At 41.3% G+C, this 17,218-nt stretch carries 16 protein-coding genes; 8 read left to right on the forward strand and 8 right to left on the reverse strand.

Annotation, left to right across the window (positions count from 1 at the left end):
- Positions 1-10 precede the first annotated feature (10 nt).
- The 3 genes from BFW96_RS12460 to BFW96_RS12470 are packed head-to-tail and all read left to right on the forward strand — an operon-like array spanning position 11 to position 1,678.
- On the forward strand, positions 11-1,147 hold the full coding sequence (locus BFW96_RS12460; protein ID WP_069839577.1) for a zinc-dependent alcohol dehydrogenase: 1,137 nt from the start codon (positions 11-13) through the stop codon (positions 1,145-1,147).
- A gap of 18 nt (positions 1,148-1,165) precedes the next feature.
- Positions 1,166-1,363: a hypothetical protein gene (locus BFW96_RS12465; protein ID WP_069839578.1), complete on the forward strand. Its 198-nt coding sequence runs from the start codon at positions 1,166-1,168 to the stop codon at positions 1,361-1,363.
- Between the two features lie 15 nt (positions 1,364-1,378).
- The gene (locus tag BFW96_RS12470) at positions 1,379-1,678 is read left to right on the forward strand and encodes a spore coat protein (protein ID WP_069839579.1); all 300 of its coding nucleotides are present in this window, start codon (positions 1,379-1,381) and stop codon (positions 1,676-1,678) included.
- Positions 1,679-1,906: 228 nt separating this feature from the next.
- Here the strand turns inward: BFW96_RS12470 and sacC are convergent, their stop codons facing one another.
- The 7 genes from sacC to levR form a co-directional block, all read right to left on the reverse strand.
- The gene (gene sacC / locus BFW96_RS12475; RefSeq protein ID WP_234698038.1) at positions 1,907-3,910 is read right to left on the reverse strand and encodes a levanase; all 2,004 of its coding nucleotides are present in this window, start codon (positions 3,908-3,910) and stop codon (positions 1,907-1,909) included.
- A complete protein-coding gene (locus BFW96_RS21910) occupies positions 3,849-3,980 on the reverse strand; it encodes a hypothetical protein (protein WP_227098854.1) in 132 nt (43 codons plus the stop codon). Before BFW96_RS21910 ends, sacC begins: the two co-directional genes overlap by 62 nt.
- A 116-nt stretch (positions 3,981-4,096) precedes the next feature.
- Positions 4,097-4,924 (reverse strand): PTS fructose transporter subunit IID, encoded by an 828-nt coding sequence (levG, locus tag BFW96_RS12480; protein WP_040082343.1) that lies wholly within the window; start codon positions 4,922-4,924, stop codon positions 4,097-4,099.
- 22 nt (positions 4,925-4,946) lie between these two features.
- Positions 4,947-5,756 (reverse strand): PTS fructose transporter subunit IIC, encoded by an 810-nt coding sequence (levF, locus tag BFW96_RS12485; RefSeq protein ID WP_069839581.1) that lies wholly within the window; start codon positions 5,754-5,756, stop codon positions 4,947-4,949.
- A 16-nt stretch (positions 5,757-5,772) separates the two neighbouring features.
- On the reverse strand, positions 5,773-6,261 hold the full coding sequence (levE, locus tag BFW96_RS12490) for a PTS fructose transporter subunit IIB (protein ID WP_069150778.1): 489 nt from the start codon (positions 6,259-6,261) through the stop codon (positions 5,773-5,775).
- Positions 6,261-6,701 carry a PTS fructose transporter subunit IIA gene (gene levD / locus BFW96_RS12495; protein ID WP_014664766.1) on the reverse strand — a complete coding sequence of 147 codons (441 nt, stop codon included), beginning with the start codon at positions 6,699-6,701 and terminating at the stop codon, positions 6,261-6,263. Before levD ends, levE begins: the two co-directional genes overlap by 1 nt.
- Before the next feature lie 189 nt (positions 6,702-6,890).
- Positions 6,891-9,698 (reverse strand): transcriptional regulator LevR, encoded by a 2,808-nt coding sequence (levR, locus tag BFW96_RS12500; RefSeq protein ID WP_069839582.1) that lies wholly within the window; start codon positions 9,696-9,698, stop codon positions 6,891-6,893.
- Positions 9,699-10,429: 731 nt separating this feature from the next.
- Between levR and BFW96_RS12505 the strand changes: the two genes are divergently transcribed.
- On the forward strand, positions 10,430-11,818 hold the full coding sequence (locus tag BFW96_RS12505) for an amino acid permease (protein WP_069839583.1): 1,389 nt from the start codon (positions 10,430-10,432) through the stop codon (positions 11,816-11,818).
- Positions 11,819-11,902: 84 nt separating this feature from the next.
- Here the strand turns inward: BFW96_RS12505 and BFW96_RS12510 are convergent, their stop codons facing one another.
- The gene (locus tag BFW96_RS12510) at positions 11,903-12,535 is read right to left on the reverse strand and encodes a LysE family transporter (protein WP_040082335.1); all 633 of its coding nucleotides are present in this window, start codon (positions 12,533-12,535) and stop codon (positions 11,903-11,905) included.
- Between the two features lie 153 nt (positions 12,536-12,688).
- Here BFW96_RS12510 and BFW96_RS12515 point away from each other — a divergent pair, with 153 nt between their 5' ends.
- From BFW96_RS12515 to BFW96_RS12530, 4 genes are all read left to right on the forward strand, one after another.
- Positions 12,689-13,516, forward strand: coding sequence for a TrmB family transcriptional regulator (locus BFW96_RS12515; protein WP_014664770.1), 828 nt, complete (start codon positions 12,689-12,691; stop codon positions 13,514-13,516).
- A 194-nt stretch (positions 13,517-13,710) separates the two neighbouring features.
- A complete protein-coding gene (gene sigV / locus BFW96_RS12520; protein WP_069839584.1) occupies positions 13,711-14,211 on the forward strand; it encodes an RNA polymerase sigma factor SigV in 501 nt (166 codons plus the stop codon).
- Positions 14,211-15,068 (forward strand): anti-sigma-V factor RsiV, encoded by an 858-nt coding sequence (gene rsiV, locus BFW96_RS12525; protein WP_069839585.1) that lies wholly within the window; start codon positions 14,211-14,213, stop codon positions 15,066-15,068. Before sigV ends, rsiV begins: the two co-directional genes overlap by 1 nt.
- Positions 15,069-15,181: 113 nt before the next feature.
- The gene (locus BFW96_RS12530; protein WP_069839586.1) at positions 15,182-17,086 is read left to right on the forward strand and encodes an acyltransferase family protein; all 1,905 of its coding nucleotides are present in this window, start codon (positions 15,182-15,184) and stop codon (positions 17,084-17,086) included.
- The last annotated feature ends 132 nt before the right edge of the window (positions 17,087-17,218 follow it).

Here is a 17,218-nt window from a genome sequence, read left to right on the forward strand (position 1 = left end):
GTTTTACAGCATGAAGGCAGTAACGTATCAAGGCATTAAAAATGTTGTTGTCAAAGATGTCCCCGATCCAAAGATTGAAAAATCCGATGACATGATTATCAAAGTCACTAGTACAGCCATTTGCGGATCAGATTTACATTTAATCCATGGATTCATTCCGAATATGCAAGAAGACTATGTCATCGGCCATGAACCGATGGGAATCGTCGAAGAAGTTGGTTCTGATGTGACTAAACTAAAAAAGGGAGATCGGGTAATTATTCCCTTTAATATAGCATGCGGGGAATGTTTTTTTTGTAAAAACCAACTGGAAAGCCAATGTGATCAGTCTAATGACAATGGGGAAATGGGTGCTTATTTCGGCTATTCAGGGCAAACTGGCGGTTATCCGGGCGGCCAAGCTGAATATTTAAGAGTGCCGTTTGCGAATTTTACCCATTTTAAAATTCCTGAATCTTGTGAGGAGCCCGATGAGAAATTAAGCGTGATTGCCGATGCCATGACCACCGGCTTTTGGAGTGTTGACAATGCCGGCGTAAAAAAAGGCGATACTGTAATCGTTCTCGGCTGCGGACCAGTCGGCCTGTTTGCTCAAAAGTTTTGTTGGCTAAAAGGCGCAAAACGCGTCATAGCAGTTGACTATGTAAACTATCGCTTACAGCATGCGAAACGCACAAACAAAGTAGAAATCGTTAATTTTGAAGACCATGAGAATACAGGGAATTATTTAAAGGAAATTACGAAAGGCGGAGCGGATGTAGTCATTGACGCTGTTGGGATGGATGGGAAAATGAGCGACCTCGAGTTCCTAGCCAGCGGGTTAAAGCTTCATGGGGGAACGATGAGTGCATTGGTCATTGCTTCCCAGGCTGTTCGCAAAGGAGGAACCATACAAATTACAGGTGTGTATGGAGGCAGATATAACGGTTTTCCGTTAGGAGATATCATGCAGCGTAACATCAATATACGCTCTGGACAGGCTCCTGTAATCCACTATATGCCGTACATGTTTGAACTCGTATCAACGGGCAAAATTGATCCGGGAGATGTTGTCAGCCATGTTCTGCCGCTTAGTGAAGCCAAGCATGGCTATGACATTTTTGATGCAAAAATGGATGATTGTATAAAAGTTGTGTTAAAGCCTTAAAAAACGGAGGTGACAGAAATGGAATACGCCTTACATGAACTGCTTGAGGTCCAGGAAATGACTGCTTTCAAGACCCTCTGTTTGACGAAATCTAAAACAATGAAAGCATTGGTATCTGATCCGAAGCTTAAAGAAATCATGCAGCAAGACGTTGACATCACCACCCGGCAGCTGCAGGAATTTGCCGCTATTTTATCTAATGCAAAGCAAGAATGAGGAGATGAGTGAATAATGAATCCAATCATTGAATATCTAACAGGCATGAATGTTCTGACAGACCAAATCATTGCTATGGACTTATTAATTTCAGCAAAAAACGGAGTCAGAAATTATGCGATGGCAGCCACTGAAGCCGGAACGCCTGAAGTAAAAGAGGTCCTTATCCGCCATTTGGAAGAAGCACTCGATATGCATGAACAACTCTCAAGCTATATGATAGAAAAAGGCTGGTACCATCCTTGGAATACAGACGAGCAAGTCAAGCTGAATTTACAAAATATTGATACGGCGATCCAATTACCAACCCTTTAATAGACAATGATTGATTTGCTGAGGAACAGTATTGATAGACCAAAACTGCTCCTCAGCTTTTTTTAGTCGCTATGAGCACTGTTTTTCATCTTTCGGTCCTCATGAGTGTAAACAGATTAACATTGATACGGATTTTCTAAGATGATTTGGAGGCATGTAACCGCGAAGCATTAATTTGTTGAAATAACGAGAAGGCACAGATTATTCAGATCTGTGCCTTCTTAAAAATTAAGACTCCTTGTTTACATTCTGAAAGACAGCAGTCGCGTCCCACACATTCAAACCAAATTGGCCTTCTGAAAATGTGGAATCATTGGTATCAATCACAAGACGATCATCTAAATAAATTGTAAAACGATTACCGTTGGCCTTTGTTTTCAGATGATACTTTTTATTAACATCGATCGGCGTTTTGTATTCAGCAATGACAGAAGCAACGCCGTTCTCAAATTTAAAGAATTTCACCAGGTCATGCTTCGCATCCACGTTGGCAAGATAACCGTTTTTGGCATCTTTGTCAGAGCGAAACATGAGTGCTCCCGCCCCTCTTCCGTTTCCATCCTTTATGGTGATATCAGTTTCATAAGTGAAGTCTGACCCGGATGCTGAAGACAAGATAAAGGAATCGCCATCCGACCGCCCTTGTTTTCCCTCAATTGTGTCGGCCCACGTGCCATTTACCGTTGTCCATCCGGTTACATTGGACATAAAAGGTGACGTGCCCCAGACCTTTTTTAAAGGGTGAATCCTTAAAGATTTTACCTTTACATCTCCATTTGCAGCATATAATTCAAGCCCTTTGCTTGATCGATCTGGGAGAATGACATCTGTTATGACCTGCTGTCCGTCATTCCCAAATACTTCAACCGAGGAGCGGTCAACAAAAATGCGCATCTTAACCTTTCCATTTACCGGCTTCAGCGGTGCTGTTTCTTTTCCGGTGTCAAAGGCCGGATTAAAGGTGACGTTGCCCGACTTGCTCCGGTCAACGAACAGTTTGGAGTTCCTTCGGTCATAGCCGACTTTCGTAAATTGCTTTTCTCCTGTTCGGACCTTAAAACCAAATTCAGCAGCTGAACCAGGGCTTACTTTAAATTCTGCATTTATTTCATAGGCATCTCCAGATAGACCCGCTAACACATTATGACTTGCAGGTGATATGCTCAGATTCTTCCACTTCTTAGAGGTCCCGCGAATGGCTTCCAGCTCTTTTACTGGTGTTTGGATAACTCTAACCCCGTTGGTAAGCGCTTTCAATTTTAACTCTCTTGGAATAGTCGTTGCACTTCTCCATGGGGATGTCGGAACATCATTCGCATATTGCCAATTGCTCATCCAACCTAACCAAAGCCTCCGGCCGTCTCTGGATGGAATATCGGACCAGGATACAGCTGCGTAAAAGTCTCTGCCGTAATCCGTCCAGAGAACTTTGTCTGATGGGTTTTCATTTTTAAAATGAGTTCCATCAAAGTCCCCTACGAAATATTGCATACCTGATCCTCCCGAAACCGCTCCGTTTCCGACACTGACTTGCAAGACCCATTTTTTTTGATTCGGTTTGCCATCTACCGGTAGCTCAAATAAATCCGGACATTCCCATACTCCCCCGTGGCTTCCTTGCCCCTGTCCAAATTCACTTGCATACGCCCACTGTTTCAAATTTTTTGATGTATACATGAGAATTCGGTCACCAGCTGCCAGTACCATCACCCACTTTTTCTCTTTCTCATACCAAAAGACTTTTGGATCGCGAAAATCTTTTTTACCCGGGTTTGGAATGGCAGGGTTGCCTGCGTATTTCGTCCATGTTCTGCCTTTGTCATTGCTATAGGCAATACTTTGCACTTGATGGCCTTCCCGATCCTGTGTATAAATGGCCACAAGCGGCTTCTCTTTGCCTGTTTGAAAACCGCTTGTGTTATTTTTATCGACAACTGCGCTTCCAGAAAAGATCGTGCCTTTTTCATCCGGATACAGCGCAACAGGAAGGTGCTCCCATGTAACCAAATCTTTGCTGACGGCATGCCCCCAATGCATTGGCCCCCACTGAAGCCCGTAAGGATGGTATTGATAGAACAAGTGATATTCCCCCGCATAATATACCATTCCGTTTGGGTCATTCATCCAGTTTGCTTCCGGTGTGAAGTGATATTGAGGACGGTATTCCTCATCATAGTAGCTTGAATCGGCTGCATCCGCCGAAAATGCCATAGTCAACAGCAGGGTGAACATGATCATGACTTGAATAAGTCTCTTTTTCATTTGTTCCTTCGCTCCTCTCTTCATGGTTGAACACTTTCAAGAGAGACTGCTGCGCAAGCTGGTCCGTTTCTGGAAATTCTCTTCTGTTTCGCTGTTATCCGAATCATTTATATCTTAAAAGACTGCTGCAGTTTCTCTCTTCTTCCCTCACACAGCTTATGCTAAGAATCCAGCCCAATACCCGAGAATCCCGATGATAAAGATGCCGCAAATAATGAGAAGAGGGTTCACTCCTTTGCGCAGCATCCAAGCCACCAATAACGTTAATCCGAGCGGCAGCGCACCCGGCATAATGCTGTCTAACACATTTTGTACCGTTTGAACATCTACTTTGCCGCTTTCATCCTTAATCCTGGATACAACGATTGGAATGTTGATGGTGGTCCATTTGGACACGAGGGCCCCCATAACAAATAACCCGAGAATCGAAGCACCCTCTGTAAGCTTTTGAATGCGATTCCCCGCTAAATCCTGAAGAATCTCCATTCCTTTCACATAGCCATACTTTAATCCGTAATATTTTGTGCTTAATCTTATGGCATTCAGCAAGAAAAAGAATAGCAAAGGACCGGCAATGTTTCCTCCTAAAGCAAGAGAGGCTCCTAAGGCAGCTAAGACCGGGCGAATCGTTCCCCAGAAAATGGGGTCGCCTACGCCCGCTATTGGTCCCATCAAACCGATTTTCATTCCGCTTATCGCTTTTCCATCAATTCCTTTATTGTTCGCCATTTCTTCTTCCATGGCTGCCGTCACGCCAAATATAGGCGCTGTCAGCCACGGGTGTGTATTAAACCATTCCAAATGGCGCTGCAAGGCTTCGTTTCTTTTCGCTCCGGGAGCGTACAATTTTTTGATCGCCGGTATCATGACGTAACAATATCCCATTGCCTGCACACGTTCGAAGTTAAAGGAACCGAGCAAAAAATTTGAACGAATAAACATGCTGAAAATTTCTTTTTTCGTTAATCGTTTTTCTTTCTCCATTTTTTTCTTCCCCCCTCATCGTTTAGGCATCAAGATCGTCATCATCGTCATCATAAACAGCAACACTGCCACTGTCTGATGCGGCCGCGACTGCTCCGTGCGCGCTTTGTTTTTGCATCATCTGCTGGTATAAAAGCGCCAGACAGAGACCAAGGGCTCCGAATCCCACTAAGTTAAAATCGGTAAACGCCGCTAATAAGAAACCGATATAGAAAAATGGCTTTAAGTAAGGAATATTCATCATATTGATCACCATGGCATACCCGACAACCACAATAATGCCTCCGCCTATTTGCAGTCCTTTTGTAATGACATCAGGAATATTTCCCAGGAATGCCTGAACAGCGCTGACACTAATTAAAGCAACAATTAATGTAGGAATCATGACGCGCAAAGCTTGAAACACCATCGCGGTAATATGCATAATTTCAATTCCTTTTATATTTCCTTCTTTTGCATATTTGTCAGCGCGGTGAATGAAAAAGACAGTGATCGTCCGAACAAAGATCGTCAGCGCCTGACCCGCAGCTGCCAAAGCAACAGCGACAGCAATCCCTTCGCCAATTCCCTGATCAGCGGTAATAACTAAAATGGTTGAGATGACAGAAGCGATCGCCGTATCAGGCGCCATGGCAAGCCCGACGTTCATCCAGCCGAGCGCCATCAGCTCCAGTGTGCCTCCAAGAATAATTCCCGTTTTTAAATCCCCGAGCACCAAGCCAACTAACGTACAGGCCACAAGCGGCCGGTGTGTCTGCCCTTCATCCAATACGCTTGCGATTCCGGTGATTGCTGCAATGACTAACAACAAAATAATTTGTAATGAAGACATATTCTCATCCCCTTGATTATTTTGTTACGTTCCGTAATATCTGTACAAAATCTTCACTGGCATCTGAAGGCAGCTGCCTTAATTCCAGTTTCACGCCCTTGTCACTTAATGTTTCAAATGCCTTTATATCTTGCTCTGTGACACTGACTGATTTTGTGATTTGCCTGCGCTGATTTTCAAAACGCATTCCCCCGACGTTTACGGTTTTGATCGGTACGCCTGCTTCTATGAGGGATACGATATCGGACGGATTTTCAAACAAGAGCATGGCTGTTACTCCTTCATAGCGCGGACTATGAAAGGCTTTTGCCATTTTAGAAACAGAGACGGCACTCGCCTTTACATTTGAAGGCGCAACAGATAGGATCAGCGTTTTTCTCATTTCGTCCTGAGCAATATCATCGGAGACAACGATGATTCGATCGGCCGCATGTACTTTAATCCACCTTGTCAGGATTTGGCCGTGAATAAAGCGGTCATCAATTCTTGCTAACACAATGTTCATCATAATTCATCCTCTCTTGTATCTTGATTGGCTGTTTTTACTTTTTCTAAATGTTCACTGCACACTTGAAAGCTTTGCTGACTCATTGCTTTTAAGTTGTTCAGCAAAGCTTTGAGAGCCAGATGTTCTCTCAAGCTTAATACCTCCAGCAGAATCGGCAGGTTTACGCCGGCTGCCATATCCATTCTTTGATCCTCAGCAATGATGGAAGCTGCCGCGTTATATGGCGTCCCTCCAAAAATATCGACTAAAAAAAGCACCTCATGTTCTTCCGGAATATCCTTGAGCGCCTGATGATATTTTTCCTGCAGCGTTTGAATCCCTTCCCCTTTAAAAAACGGCACTGCAATCAAGTTATTTTCTTCACCGAATATCATCCCTGAAGACTCTTTTAATGCTATGGGAAAATCTCCATGACCACTGATAATAACTGAAATCATATCTATTGCTCCTTTCCTGTTTTGTACATCCATATATAATGCAAGGATCGTGCCAACACATTTGTGTTAAGCGTTTTCATTGATATTTCAGCCAATCGCAGTTTGTTTTTGAAACACTTAAAACGAAAAAAATAAACCTGTATTAAAATGGTGTTCCATTTAATACAGGTTCATATGAAAAAACTGGTTTTAAAACAGATGGCCATGCACTTCTTCAGCAAATATGGCGGCTATAAATAGTTTTTCATCATCACTTATGCGAAGTCCGAGCTTTTCTTCATAAGGGGCCAGTGTCCGCTCTGTGACGTTCACCATTTCCTTCATCTGATCATTAATTTCTTCTTCCTCCGAGAAAGCGATCGGATTCTGCTTAATTACCCTTTCAAAGGCGAAAGCTGTATGCATAATGACTTTGATCAAAACGGCATTATTGAAAATGACACCCAGCTCATCTTGAACGGTTTGCAGCCACTCTACTAACATTTCGGTCACATGATGGGGATTTAAGAAGACAAGATACTTTTTCAAGCTATCCTCGCAAAGCTCCCTGACAATAATATTTGCTTCGTTTAATCCATTGCTCAAGGGAATGCTTCCTTTTGTAATCGCCTGTTGAATCATCTTCTCTCCCTCCCCTTCAATTAACACTTCTAAGGATACATGCGGAGCATTCATTTTAGGGTCTTTCGTTCCGACTGTGGCAAGGATTTCATACTCTTTTTCGATTTCTTTTATCCTGTTGGCCAGTTTAATCGATGATACGGTTAATATGTGAATCGGGGTATCGGAGGCCTTGTTTACGATCGTGGTTAAAATGTCTTCCAGCTTTTTGGCCGTTCCGCTGCCTGTCGTGCAGATGGAGACCAATGCCTTCTTTTTGCCGGCTGCCGCTGGCTGGCGCTCCCATAACTCGATAAAATCCTTCGTGACCGATTGATAGATCGCATGCAAATTCAAATTCAAATAGTTGACCTTTCTGACAGCATCCAGCACCATTGAGGTCGTAACATTGCTGATCGTTTTGATGGCAATTCCAGTCTTTTCCTCGAGCCTGCTTTCCAGCATTGCAAGCGAGCCCATATCTACCAGCATTAACACACCTTCGCCTTCATCAACCTGTTTCATTTTTTCTGCTACGCATTCAAGAATGTCCGAAGGTGAAACAGAAAGCGGCATATCAACTGCTGCAATCGGCGTGCTCCCTAATAGTTCTGTCGCAACTTCAACCATTGAACTCGCCGTGCTGTTTCCATGAGCAGCAACGATAATACCGACTCTTTTGTTCTCTTTTAACGATTTGATCGAATGAATTAACATCGTTAAGTAGATGACTTCTATTTCAGGAATAGCCACTTTAAAATATTCCTGCATTTTATCTTTAAAAATCATCGCCACCCGATATTCTTTCACGTGCGTATCACGAATTTCATCCGTCTCCTGTGTATTTAAGACATCAATTTGCTTTCCGCGCTTTAAAAATGCGTCAATATGCATACTCAAGAAATAAATAAATTTACGGTCAAATGTGCAATCCAGTTCATGTTCAGCTATTTCTTTTAACTGTTTTGTCATTTGAATCACGTCATCTTCAACGAATGTCAGCAGGCTGTCCTTTTGAAAGGCTTGATGATGAAAAAAACTTCTGACATGCAAATGAACATCAGTCAAGATGTATTGGTTAATATCCTTTTTGGATAAACCTTCTTTCATAAGCGTTTTTACTTTTTCCTCGATCAAATGATATAAGTTAAAGGAGAGGTCTTCGTCAATTTTTGTTGTTTCATCTTCTACAATCGGAGAGATAATCGTTGTAATATTGACATATTCTGAAATGGCTTTGCTTCTTTGCATGTTTTTGCTGCTGGACATCCATTCTTGCTTGATTTCATCAGGCAAATCCCGAACCGTCAGTTCAATAACCTCATTTCTGTCAAGGTTATGCAAAAAACCGTGTGCGCAAACTAACTGGACATTTGATTTCAGCTGTCCGACATTCCCAAATTTCGCGGAATGAATAAGCGCATTATAGACATCGATGTGCACACTGAGATTCTTCTTAATCCGCTCTGCTTCTTTCCCTAATAAAAACGTTGTCAGCTCCACTCTTTCTTTAAGCGATCGCTCTTCAAGCGAAGGAATATGAATGGTCATTGGGATTCTTCTCAAAAATGTTTTCAATAGGGCAGAACTCGGATTTTCTGTAGTCGCACAAATAAACAATACGTTCGATGTTCGTTTATGTTCAGATTCTCCAAGCCTGTTATAAGAACCGCTGTCAATAAAATAAAACAGCATTTCCTGTCCCTCAGGAGGGAGACGGTGGATTTCATCCATAAACAGAATGCCCCCATTGGCCTGTTCGACTAAACCTGCCTTATCCTCGGCGGCACCTGTAAATGAACCTTTTTTGTGTCCGAATAATTGAGAAAGCAATAATTGAGGGTTGTTGTAGTAATCTGCACAGTTAAATGTAATAAATGGTGCGCCGGCCTTCAAAATGTCAGAGTAAATGGCAAACTGGTAAATTCGGTTCGCAAAAAGGGATTTACCGGAACCAGTCGGCCCTAGGAGGAGCATATGCAGACCGTTAGGCGGATAAAAGACAGCTGCTTTTGCCTGGGAGATCGCTTTTTTCAAACTCCCTTTTGCCCCAATCATAAGCTCTAGAGGATTCGTGGAAATGTGTTGATGATTCTGTTTTAAATCCCCAGAAAACACCTTAAGGTCTTTCACTTCCATCATCCCTGTATCCCATTTCTTGTTGAATACCTTTTCTGCTATCTCGACTGGAATGTAGCGCACAGGAAACGTTTTAATTTTGATGACCTTTTTGGTCCGGACAAGATTGTTCAGCTCAAAGCTGACATTGGACCGCTCCATTTTCAACTGCTCAGCAATTTCCTTTGCTGAATTCCCTTGTATTTTTAAAAGATGATCTAAGGTTGAATCATGAAAATTATGCATGAGCTGATGGTATATTTTATCTATTCTTTTCACGTCTATCATCCTTTGTCCTTATTAGATAAGCCTTTAACAAGAATATTCCGAATTTTATTTGCCTTGAGATGATCTGCATCGTTCAAAAAGGTCTCTATAGCAGATTGACAAAGCTGACTTTTATGCGTATATGTTTACATTTCGAACCATTTGAATCTCATCTTAGTATGATAGATTCGCAGTTCTTGAGGGCAAGTCCCCTTCAAAAGTAATAATCAGTAAACAGTTTATCATTCTTGAGGAATGTAATGATGTCAAAATCACCAATGACAAAAAATGAACCTTATAGCTCAGGACAAATTTCCTAAATACCCCCCCCGGGAGATTCATTCACAATAAAAAAGGGCGGTCACTATATGTGTTCGCCGCAGTATCACGATATGCAAAACTTCTTCATTTTTACAATACATCTGGAAAGTTAATGATTCGGTAAACTTATCAGCAATGATGATGTCTTACAGCCATTCACCTAGGATAGAAAAATCTCCGATATCCCCTGCAGGCCACCATTATAGCGGGCATACAATGGTTCAAATCGATGCCTATTAAAAAATAGCCTATCAGATCGTCCAAATGACATTCCTGTTTATTCTGTTATTCAATAGAACTGCAAGTTTTATTCATAAACTCAAAATAGTTTTAAAATTTAAAAATAAAAGCCTCTCCTCTTTTAAATGTTATAATATCCGTTAAAACTTTACTCATCTTTTTATTATTGGAGGAAAATAAAATTGATAGGCAATTCTAGCAAAGACAATTTTGGCCAGCAACAGAAATTGTCTAGAGGCCTTAAAAACAGGCATATACAATTAATGGCGATTGGAGGTGCAATCGGTACAGGTTTATTTTTAGGGTCAGGTAAATCCATCCACTTTGCAGGGCCATCCATTTTATTTGCTTACTTGATCACCGGCGTATTTTGCTTTTTCATTATGCGTTCGCTCGGAGAACTGCTCTTATCAAATGCGGGATACCACTCTTTTGTGGATTTTGTAAGGGACTATTTAGGAAACATGGCAGCATTTATTACTGGGTGGACCTACTGGTTCTGCTGGATTTCCCTCGCGATGGCTGATTTAACGGCGGTCGGCATTTATACGCAATATTGGCTGCCCGATGTGCCTCAATGGCTGCCCGGCCTTCTTGCGCTTATTATCCTGCTGATCATGAATCTTGCCACCGTTAAACTTTTCGGAGAATTAGAATTTTGGTTTGCATTGATCAAAGTCATTGCCATACTGGCCCTGATCGTAACTGGCATTTTCCTGATTGTGAAAGGTTTTTCCGCAGCTTCCGGCCCTGCCAGCCTTACCAACCTTTGGAGCCATGGCGGCATGTTCCCAAATGGATGGCATGGGTTTATCCTATCGTTCCAAATGGTCGTCTTCGCTTTCGTGGGTATTGAACTTGTTGGACTGACAGCTGGTGAAACAGAAAATCCCCAAAAAGTGATCCCTAAAGCCATCAATCAAATCCCTGTCCGGATTTTACTTTTTTATGTAGGCGCACTTTTCGTGATTATGTGTATCTATCCTTGGAATGTGTTGAATCCAAACGAAAGCCCATTTGTTCAGGTCTTCTCTGCTGTGGGCATCGTTGTGGCCGCCAGTTTGATCAATTTTGTTGTATTAACATCAGCCGCATCAGCTGCCAATAGCGCTTTATTCAGCACAAGCCGAATGGTCTATTCACTTGCAAAGGATCATCACGCACCTGGACTATTAAAGAAATTGACTTCTTCTAACGTTCCAAGCAATGCGCTGTTCTTTTCAACCATCGCCATTCTGATTGGCGTTAGTCTGAATTATTTAATGCCTGAGCAAGTCTTTACACTGATTACAAGTGTTTCTACAATATGCTTCATTTTTATTTGGGGCATCACGGTGATCTGCCATTTGAAATATCGAAAAACAAGACAGCATGAAGCGAAGGCAAACAAATTTAAAATGCCTTTTTATCCATTATCCAACTATTTAACACTTGCATTTCTTGCATTTATTCTTGTCGTATTGGCATTGGCGAATGATACACGTGTTGCTTTGTTTGTCACCCCTGTCTGGTTTGTTTTATTGATTATTTTGTATAAGCTGCAAACCCGCAGAGGACATCAGATGAAATAAAAAAAAGACAAGGGATACTCACTCCCTTGTCTTTTTTATGAGGCCAAACACTAAGTTTTAAATTTCGTTCACTTCATTTAAGTATTAACTCAAACCAGTTTTGATGCCGAAACCTACTAATATCATTCCGGTTATTTTTTGAAACACTTTCTGGAACCTCGAGTTTTTCATCCATTTTTTCGCGTAATCAATAATATAAACAAGAAACAGAAACCACAACACCGCTAATAAGGTTAGGATTGAAGCTAAAATGATGAGCTGCTGGTTTATATTTCCGTTTAAATTGATAAATTGGGGCATGATTGTAACATACACCAAAACAGTTTTAGGATTAAGAATGTTACTGAGTGATCCCTGCATAAAGGAAGTTTTATAATAACGTTTCGGAGAACTTGCCATATTTTTTGTTTGGGACTGCATGTCATCTAACGAAAACATACTTTTTGCAAAAAAGCTTTTTACGCCTAAATAAATTAAGTACGCCGCTCCCAAATATTTGATCGTTGTGAAAAGAATCACTGACTTTGCAATCACCACCGATAATCCTAAAATGGCAATCACCGTCCAAAAGGAAAGTCCAGTTGCCAATCCGAGAATGTTATAACGTCCGGCTTTCGGGCCATATCGAAGCGTATTTTTCATCACAAGCATCGTATCTGCACCCGGCATGATAACCATCATGGCAGCGATCGGTATGTATGCGAGTAAGCTGTGCATTGTTCTCTCCCCCTTTAAAAATCCCCTCAATCATATAGTGACTACAAAAGTAACTACTTATAAAAATTGTATCAATGCGTTTGGAATAAATCAATATGGTTTGTTAAAATAGCGATTACAAAGGCAATGATTGCTTTTTATATTGGAGGATATATGAAGGAAAATATGTTAGACATTTTGAAAAATCTCAATTTTACAGAATATGAGTCGAAAGCTTATTTGGCGTTATTGCAAGAATCACCTTTAACAGGCTACGCCGTTGCCAAAAAATCCGGAGTGCCCCGTTCTAAAATTTATGAAGTCCTGGAAAGCCTTGTGATCAGAGGAGATGTTTTTGTCAGTCATGGAAATACGCCTCAGTATGTTCCTGTCCCCGCGAAAGAACTGATTAAAAACCGCCGGCTCAAAGCGGAAGAACATTTTGATCAAGCTGAAAAATATTTTGAAAAGTTCGAGCAGACCGCAAATGACCGGGAAAACATCTGGAATATCACCGGCCGCAGTGAAATTCTTGAAAAAGTGAAGGCCTGTATCTTATCCGCAAAAAAAAGAATCCTCTTAGAAATATGGAAAGAGGATTTTGAAGAGATAGAATCAGAGCTCAAACAGGCGGCAGATCAAGGCGTTATTGTCACCATTATTGCTTACGGAGACATCGTTTCTGATTTCGCTAATATTTACCTGCATGATATGAGCAGTGAAATTACAGAAGAGTATGACGGACGGTGGCTTGTCTATAGCGGAGATGATTCAGAAGTAGTTGCGGGCATTGTCTCGCTTGGCAACGACAGCCGTGCCGCATGGACGATGCATGTAGGTTTAGTCATGCCTATTACTGAAGTGATCATTCATGATCTGTACCTTATGGAAATTCTGAAAAAGCATAGAGAGCTTTTGGAAGAAAGCTTTGGGAAAAACCTCATTCAATTGCGTCGTAAATTTTCTATCCACTCAGATTTCAAAAAACATTACTTGGAATAGCGTTTGGCATCGTTTACCCCAAAAACAAGGCTTGTACGAAATAAGCCTTGTTTTTTTATGCATAAAAACTTCCCCATGCTGATTTACTTCTTTAAAAAAATGTGATTCTGCGCAAACTATTTTTCAGCCTGCCGCGTCTATCCTAGGTAACAGCCTACGATATACGTATATTCAAAAAGGAGCCCTTTATTGCAATGAAGAAAAAACAAACAACAAAAGCGTTGCTTGTCGCATGCATAACTGATCATAAGCAAGATTTCTACAGGTTGGCTTTCAGTTATGTGAAAAATCAAGATGACGCATTAGATATTGTTCAAGAATCGATAAAAAAAGCGCTGAGCTCAGTTGAAACGATCAGAAACCCCGAGACGATAAAAAGCTGGTTTTATAAAATTTTGGTGCGGACAGCTATTGATTTTTTGCGCAAACAAAAAAAGATAAGAGTGATGGACGACGAAACGATAGAATTTTTAAGCAAGGGAAAAGAAGACCATTACAAGGATACTGATCTCCATGAAGCGCTTGACGAATTGCCTTACCGCTATAAAACCATTATTATTTTACGTTTTTTTGAAGACCTCAAATTAGAAGAAATTGCGGAAATTACAGGAGAAAACACGAATACCGTCAAAACGCGCCTATACAGAGCATTGAAGCTGATGCGCATTCAGTTGACGAAGGAGGATCTTTCTTAATGGATAAGAGATTACAGCAATTAAAAGAAGAATATAAAAATGTTCCGATTCCTAAAGAATTGGATGTCATTGTTGAAAAAGCCCTTCAGCAAGAACCAAAAAAGAAAAAAATCGTCATGTGGCCGACATCAGCAGCAATCGCTGCAGCTATTTTATTCACTGCGCTTGTGAATATCAACCCTGACGCCGCTCACGCTATGTCTAAGATCCCTGTCATCGGCAAAATCGTCAAAGCGATCACCTTTATTGAAATCAAAGAGGAAAAAGACCAATCAAGCATTGATGTCAAAACACCTGCTTTGTCCGGACTTTCTAATAAAGAGCTTGAAAACAGCATTAACGAGAAATACTTGAAAGAAAGCCAGCAGCTGTATAAAGAGTTTATACAATCCACATCCAAAAACAAAAAAGGGCATCTCAGCATCTACAGTGATTACGAGACGGTCACAGACACGCCAGATTTGCTCTCGATCCGGCGCAATATTGAAACAACACAAGCATCTTCCTACACACAAAGCCGTTATATTACGATTGACAAAAAGAATGATATTTTACTTACATTAAAAAGCTTATTCAAAGATGAGCGCTATATCAAAGTCATCAGTCAAAACATCAAAGAGCAAATGAAACAGCAAATGAAGGAAGATCCTAATAAAATATATTGGCTCACTGATGAAGATGCTGAACCGTTCAAAACGATTCTTCCTGATCAAACGTTTTACATTACTGAGGACCATAAACTTATGATCTCATTTGACGAATATGAAGTCGCCCCCGGCTATATGGGCGTTACCGAGTTTAAAATTCCAACCAGCGTCATTTCAAACTTGCTCGTGGGAGAACGTTATATTCGATAAAATAAAAAAACATCCATTTTAGATTATGGATGTTTTCTCTCTTTTCTATTTGAGGTCGTAACCTCGCTATCAAAAACAAACGAGAATATTTGCATACTATTGGAGGAATACCCATGTATCACAAGACACAGCATCATCGATACATCTCTGGACTTGATGGCCTTCGGGCTTTTGCCGTCCTGTCCGTTATCGCTTATCACCTAAATTTCAATTGGGCTAACGGAGGCTTTATCGGAGTTGATATCTTTTTTGTTTTATCCGGATATTTGATTACCTCCATTCTATTGCCAGCATATGGAAATGATATCAATCTTGATTTTTGGGACTTTTGGGTGCGCCGCATTCGGCGGCTTCTGCCAGCGGCTTACCTTATGATCTTTTCCACTGTTGTTTGGGTCGTATTGTTTGACCGGGAACTATTGCACACCGTACGCGGGGATGCGATCTCTTCTCTCTTTTATATGAGCAATTGGTGGTTTATTTTTCACAAGCTATCATATTTTGATAGTTTCGGTTCCCCATCACCTCTAAAAAACCTTTGGTCGCTGGCGATTGAAGAACAATTTTATATCATATGGCCAATGTTTTTCGTTTTTGGAATGTACATATTGAAAAGCCGTGCCAGATTGGCTGCGGTAATATCGTTGCTTGCGCTTTGTTCAGCCATGATGATGAGCATACTGTATGAACCTGGCGGAGATCCGAGCCGCGTCTACTATGGTACAGATACTCGTTCGTTTGACCTTCTCATCGGTTGCGCCTTGGCTTTGGTATGGCCGATGAAAAGGCTGTCTTCCAACAGGCTGCCAAGCAAACTGAAGCACACTTTGCACGCCACTGAATTTTCGACATTTTGCATTTTAGTGTTATGTGTCTATTTCACAGATGAGTACGAACCTTTTCTTTACAGAGGCGGAATGCTATTCATTAGCATCACTGCTGCAATTCTTATCGCATGTGTTTGCCATCCGAGCAGCTTTTTAGGCAAGCTCCTTTCATGGAGGCCGCTTCGGTGGCTTGGAACAAGGTCTTACGGTATTTATCTTTGGCACTACCCTGTTATTGTGTTGAGCACACCAGTTCAAGAGATCGGAAACCCTGTGTTTTGGCATATCGTGCTGAAGATTATTGTGACATGTATACTTGCCGAGCTTTCCTATCATTTTATTGAGAAGCCGATACGGACACAGGGATTTAGAACATTTTTCAGCGGTATTTTGATACATAGAATCAAGGAATGGAAAACGACATCTGTTATTAGCAAAATGTCAATTGGTTTCGTCATTTTCACTATACTTATTTTTGCAGGAGGGCTGTCTGGATTGGCCGGAGAGCAAAAGCACCCTACTAAATGGACCTATAGCTCACAAGAAACAAATGCTGACACCAGCCAAGCTTCTGGGGATAAAAAGAATGCTGCAGCAGATAAAAAACACAATCCTGAACAAAAAACACCAGGCACCAAGCAAGGACAAAAGGAAAATAAAAATAATGGGCAAGAGACTCATAAAAAGAAAGACACGCAATCTCAACAGTCGAAAGAACCCGCAGACACTGCGATAGAAGTGTTAGCTATAGGCGATTCCGTCATGCTTGATATTTCTTCACACCTGCATCAGTCACTTTCAAATGTGACGATTGATGGAAAGGTGGGAAGACAAATGTCTCAAGCTTTGGAACTCGCAAAGGAATACAAGTCTTTTAATCAGCCCAACAAGGCTGTCATCATTGAGCTTGGAACCAATGGCTACTTTACAAACAGCCAAATCGAACAACTGCTTCAATCTTTCTCAAAAGCCCATATCTATCTCGTCAATACACGGGTTCCCCGCCAATGGGAAAGCAAGGTTAATGAATCTTTACAGCACCAGGCAAGCGCACATCAAAATGTTACGTTAGTTGACTGGCATACAGAAGCCCTTCGGCATCCGGAATATTTTACCCCTGATGGTGTTCACTTGGTTCCTAAAGGGGCAAAAGCTTTGACTGCTCTTATTGTTCAGGCGATGAAATCGTAAAAAAGAGATCCTATACGGATCACTTTTTTACTTTAGTTTCTGATCGTTGATTATGTCTTCTTTCAGCAAGGCAGCCCTTATGTTTACATGCCGTTTACGTAAGGGTAAGCCAAAATTGAATGGAGGGATGAT

The organism is Bacillus sp. F56 (assembly GCF_001748205.1).
Lineage (GTDB): Bacteria > Bacillota > Bacilli > Bacillales > Bacillaceae > Bacillus > Bacillus stercoris.

Excerpts from the sequence above, each read along its gene's own strand:
- BFW96_RS12515 (WP_014664770.1), top strand. The coding sequence starts at position 12,689 with ATGAAGGAAAATATGTTAGACATTTTGAAAAATCTCAATTTTACAGAA.
- BFW96_RS12460 (WP_069839577.1), top strand. The coding sequence starts at position 11 with ATGAAGGCAGTAACGTATCAAGGCATTAAAAATGTTGTTGTCAAAGAT.
- BFW96_RS12510 (WP_040082335.1), bottom strand. The coding sequence starts at position 12,535 with ATGCACAGCTTACTCGCATACATACCGATCGCTGCCATGATGGTTATC.
- rsiV (WP_069839585.1), top strand. The coding sequence starts at position 14,211 with ATGGATAAGAGATTACAGCAATTAAAAGAAGAATATAAAAATGTTCCG.
- levG (WP_040082343.1), bottom strand. The coding sequence starts at position 4,924 with ATGGAGAAAGAAAAACGATTAACGAAAAAAGAAATTTTCAGCATGTTT.
- sigV (WP_069839584.1), top strand. The coding sequence starts at position 13,711 with ATGAAGAAAAAACAAACAACAAAAGCGTTGCTTGTCGCATGCATAACT.
- levD (WP_014664766.1), bottom strand. The coding sequence starts at position 6,701 with ATGATTTCAGTTATTATCAGTGGTCATGGAGATTTTCCCATAGCATTA.
- levE (WP_069150778.1), bottom strand. The coding sequence starts at position 6,261 with ATGAACATTGTGTTAGCAAGAATTGATGACCGCTTTATTCACGGCCAA.
- BFW96_RS12465 (WP_069839578.1), top strand. The coding sequence starts at position 1,166 with ATGGAATACGCCTTACATGAACTGCTTGAGGTCCAGGAAATGACTGCT.
- sacC (WP_234698038.1), bottom strand. The coding sequence starts at position 3,910 with ATGTTCACCCTGCTGTTGACTATGGCATTTTCGGCGGATGCAGCCGAT.
- BFW96_RS12470 (WP_069839579.1), top strand. The coding sequence starts at position 1,379 with ATGAATCCAATCATTGAATATCTAACAGGCATGAATGTTCTGACAGAC.
- BFW96_RS12530 (WP_069839586.1), top strand. The coding sequence starts at position 15,182 with ATGTATCACAAGACACAGCATCATCGATACATCTCTGGACTTGATGGC.
- levF (WP_069839581.1), bottom strand. The coding sequence starts at position 5,756 with ATGTCTTCATTACAAATTATTTTGTTGTTAGTCATTGCAGCAATCACC.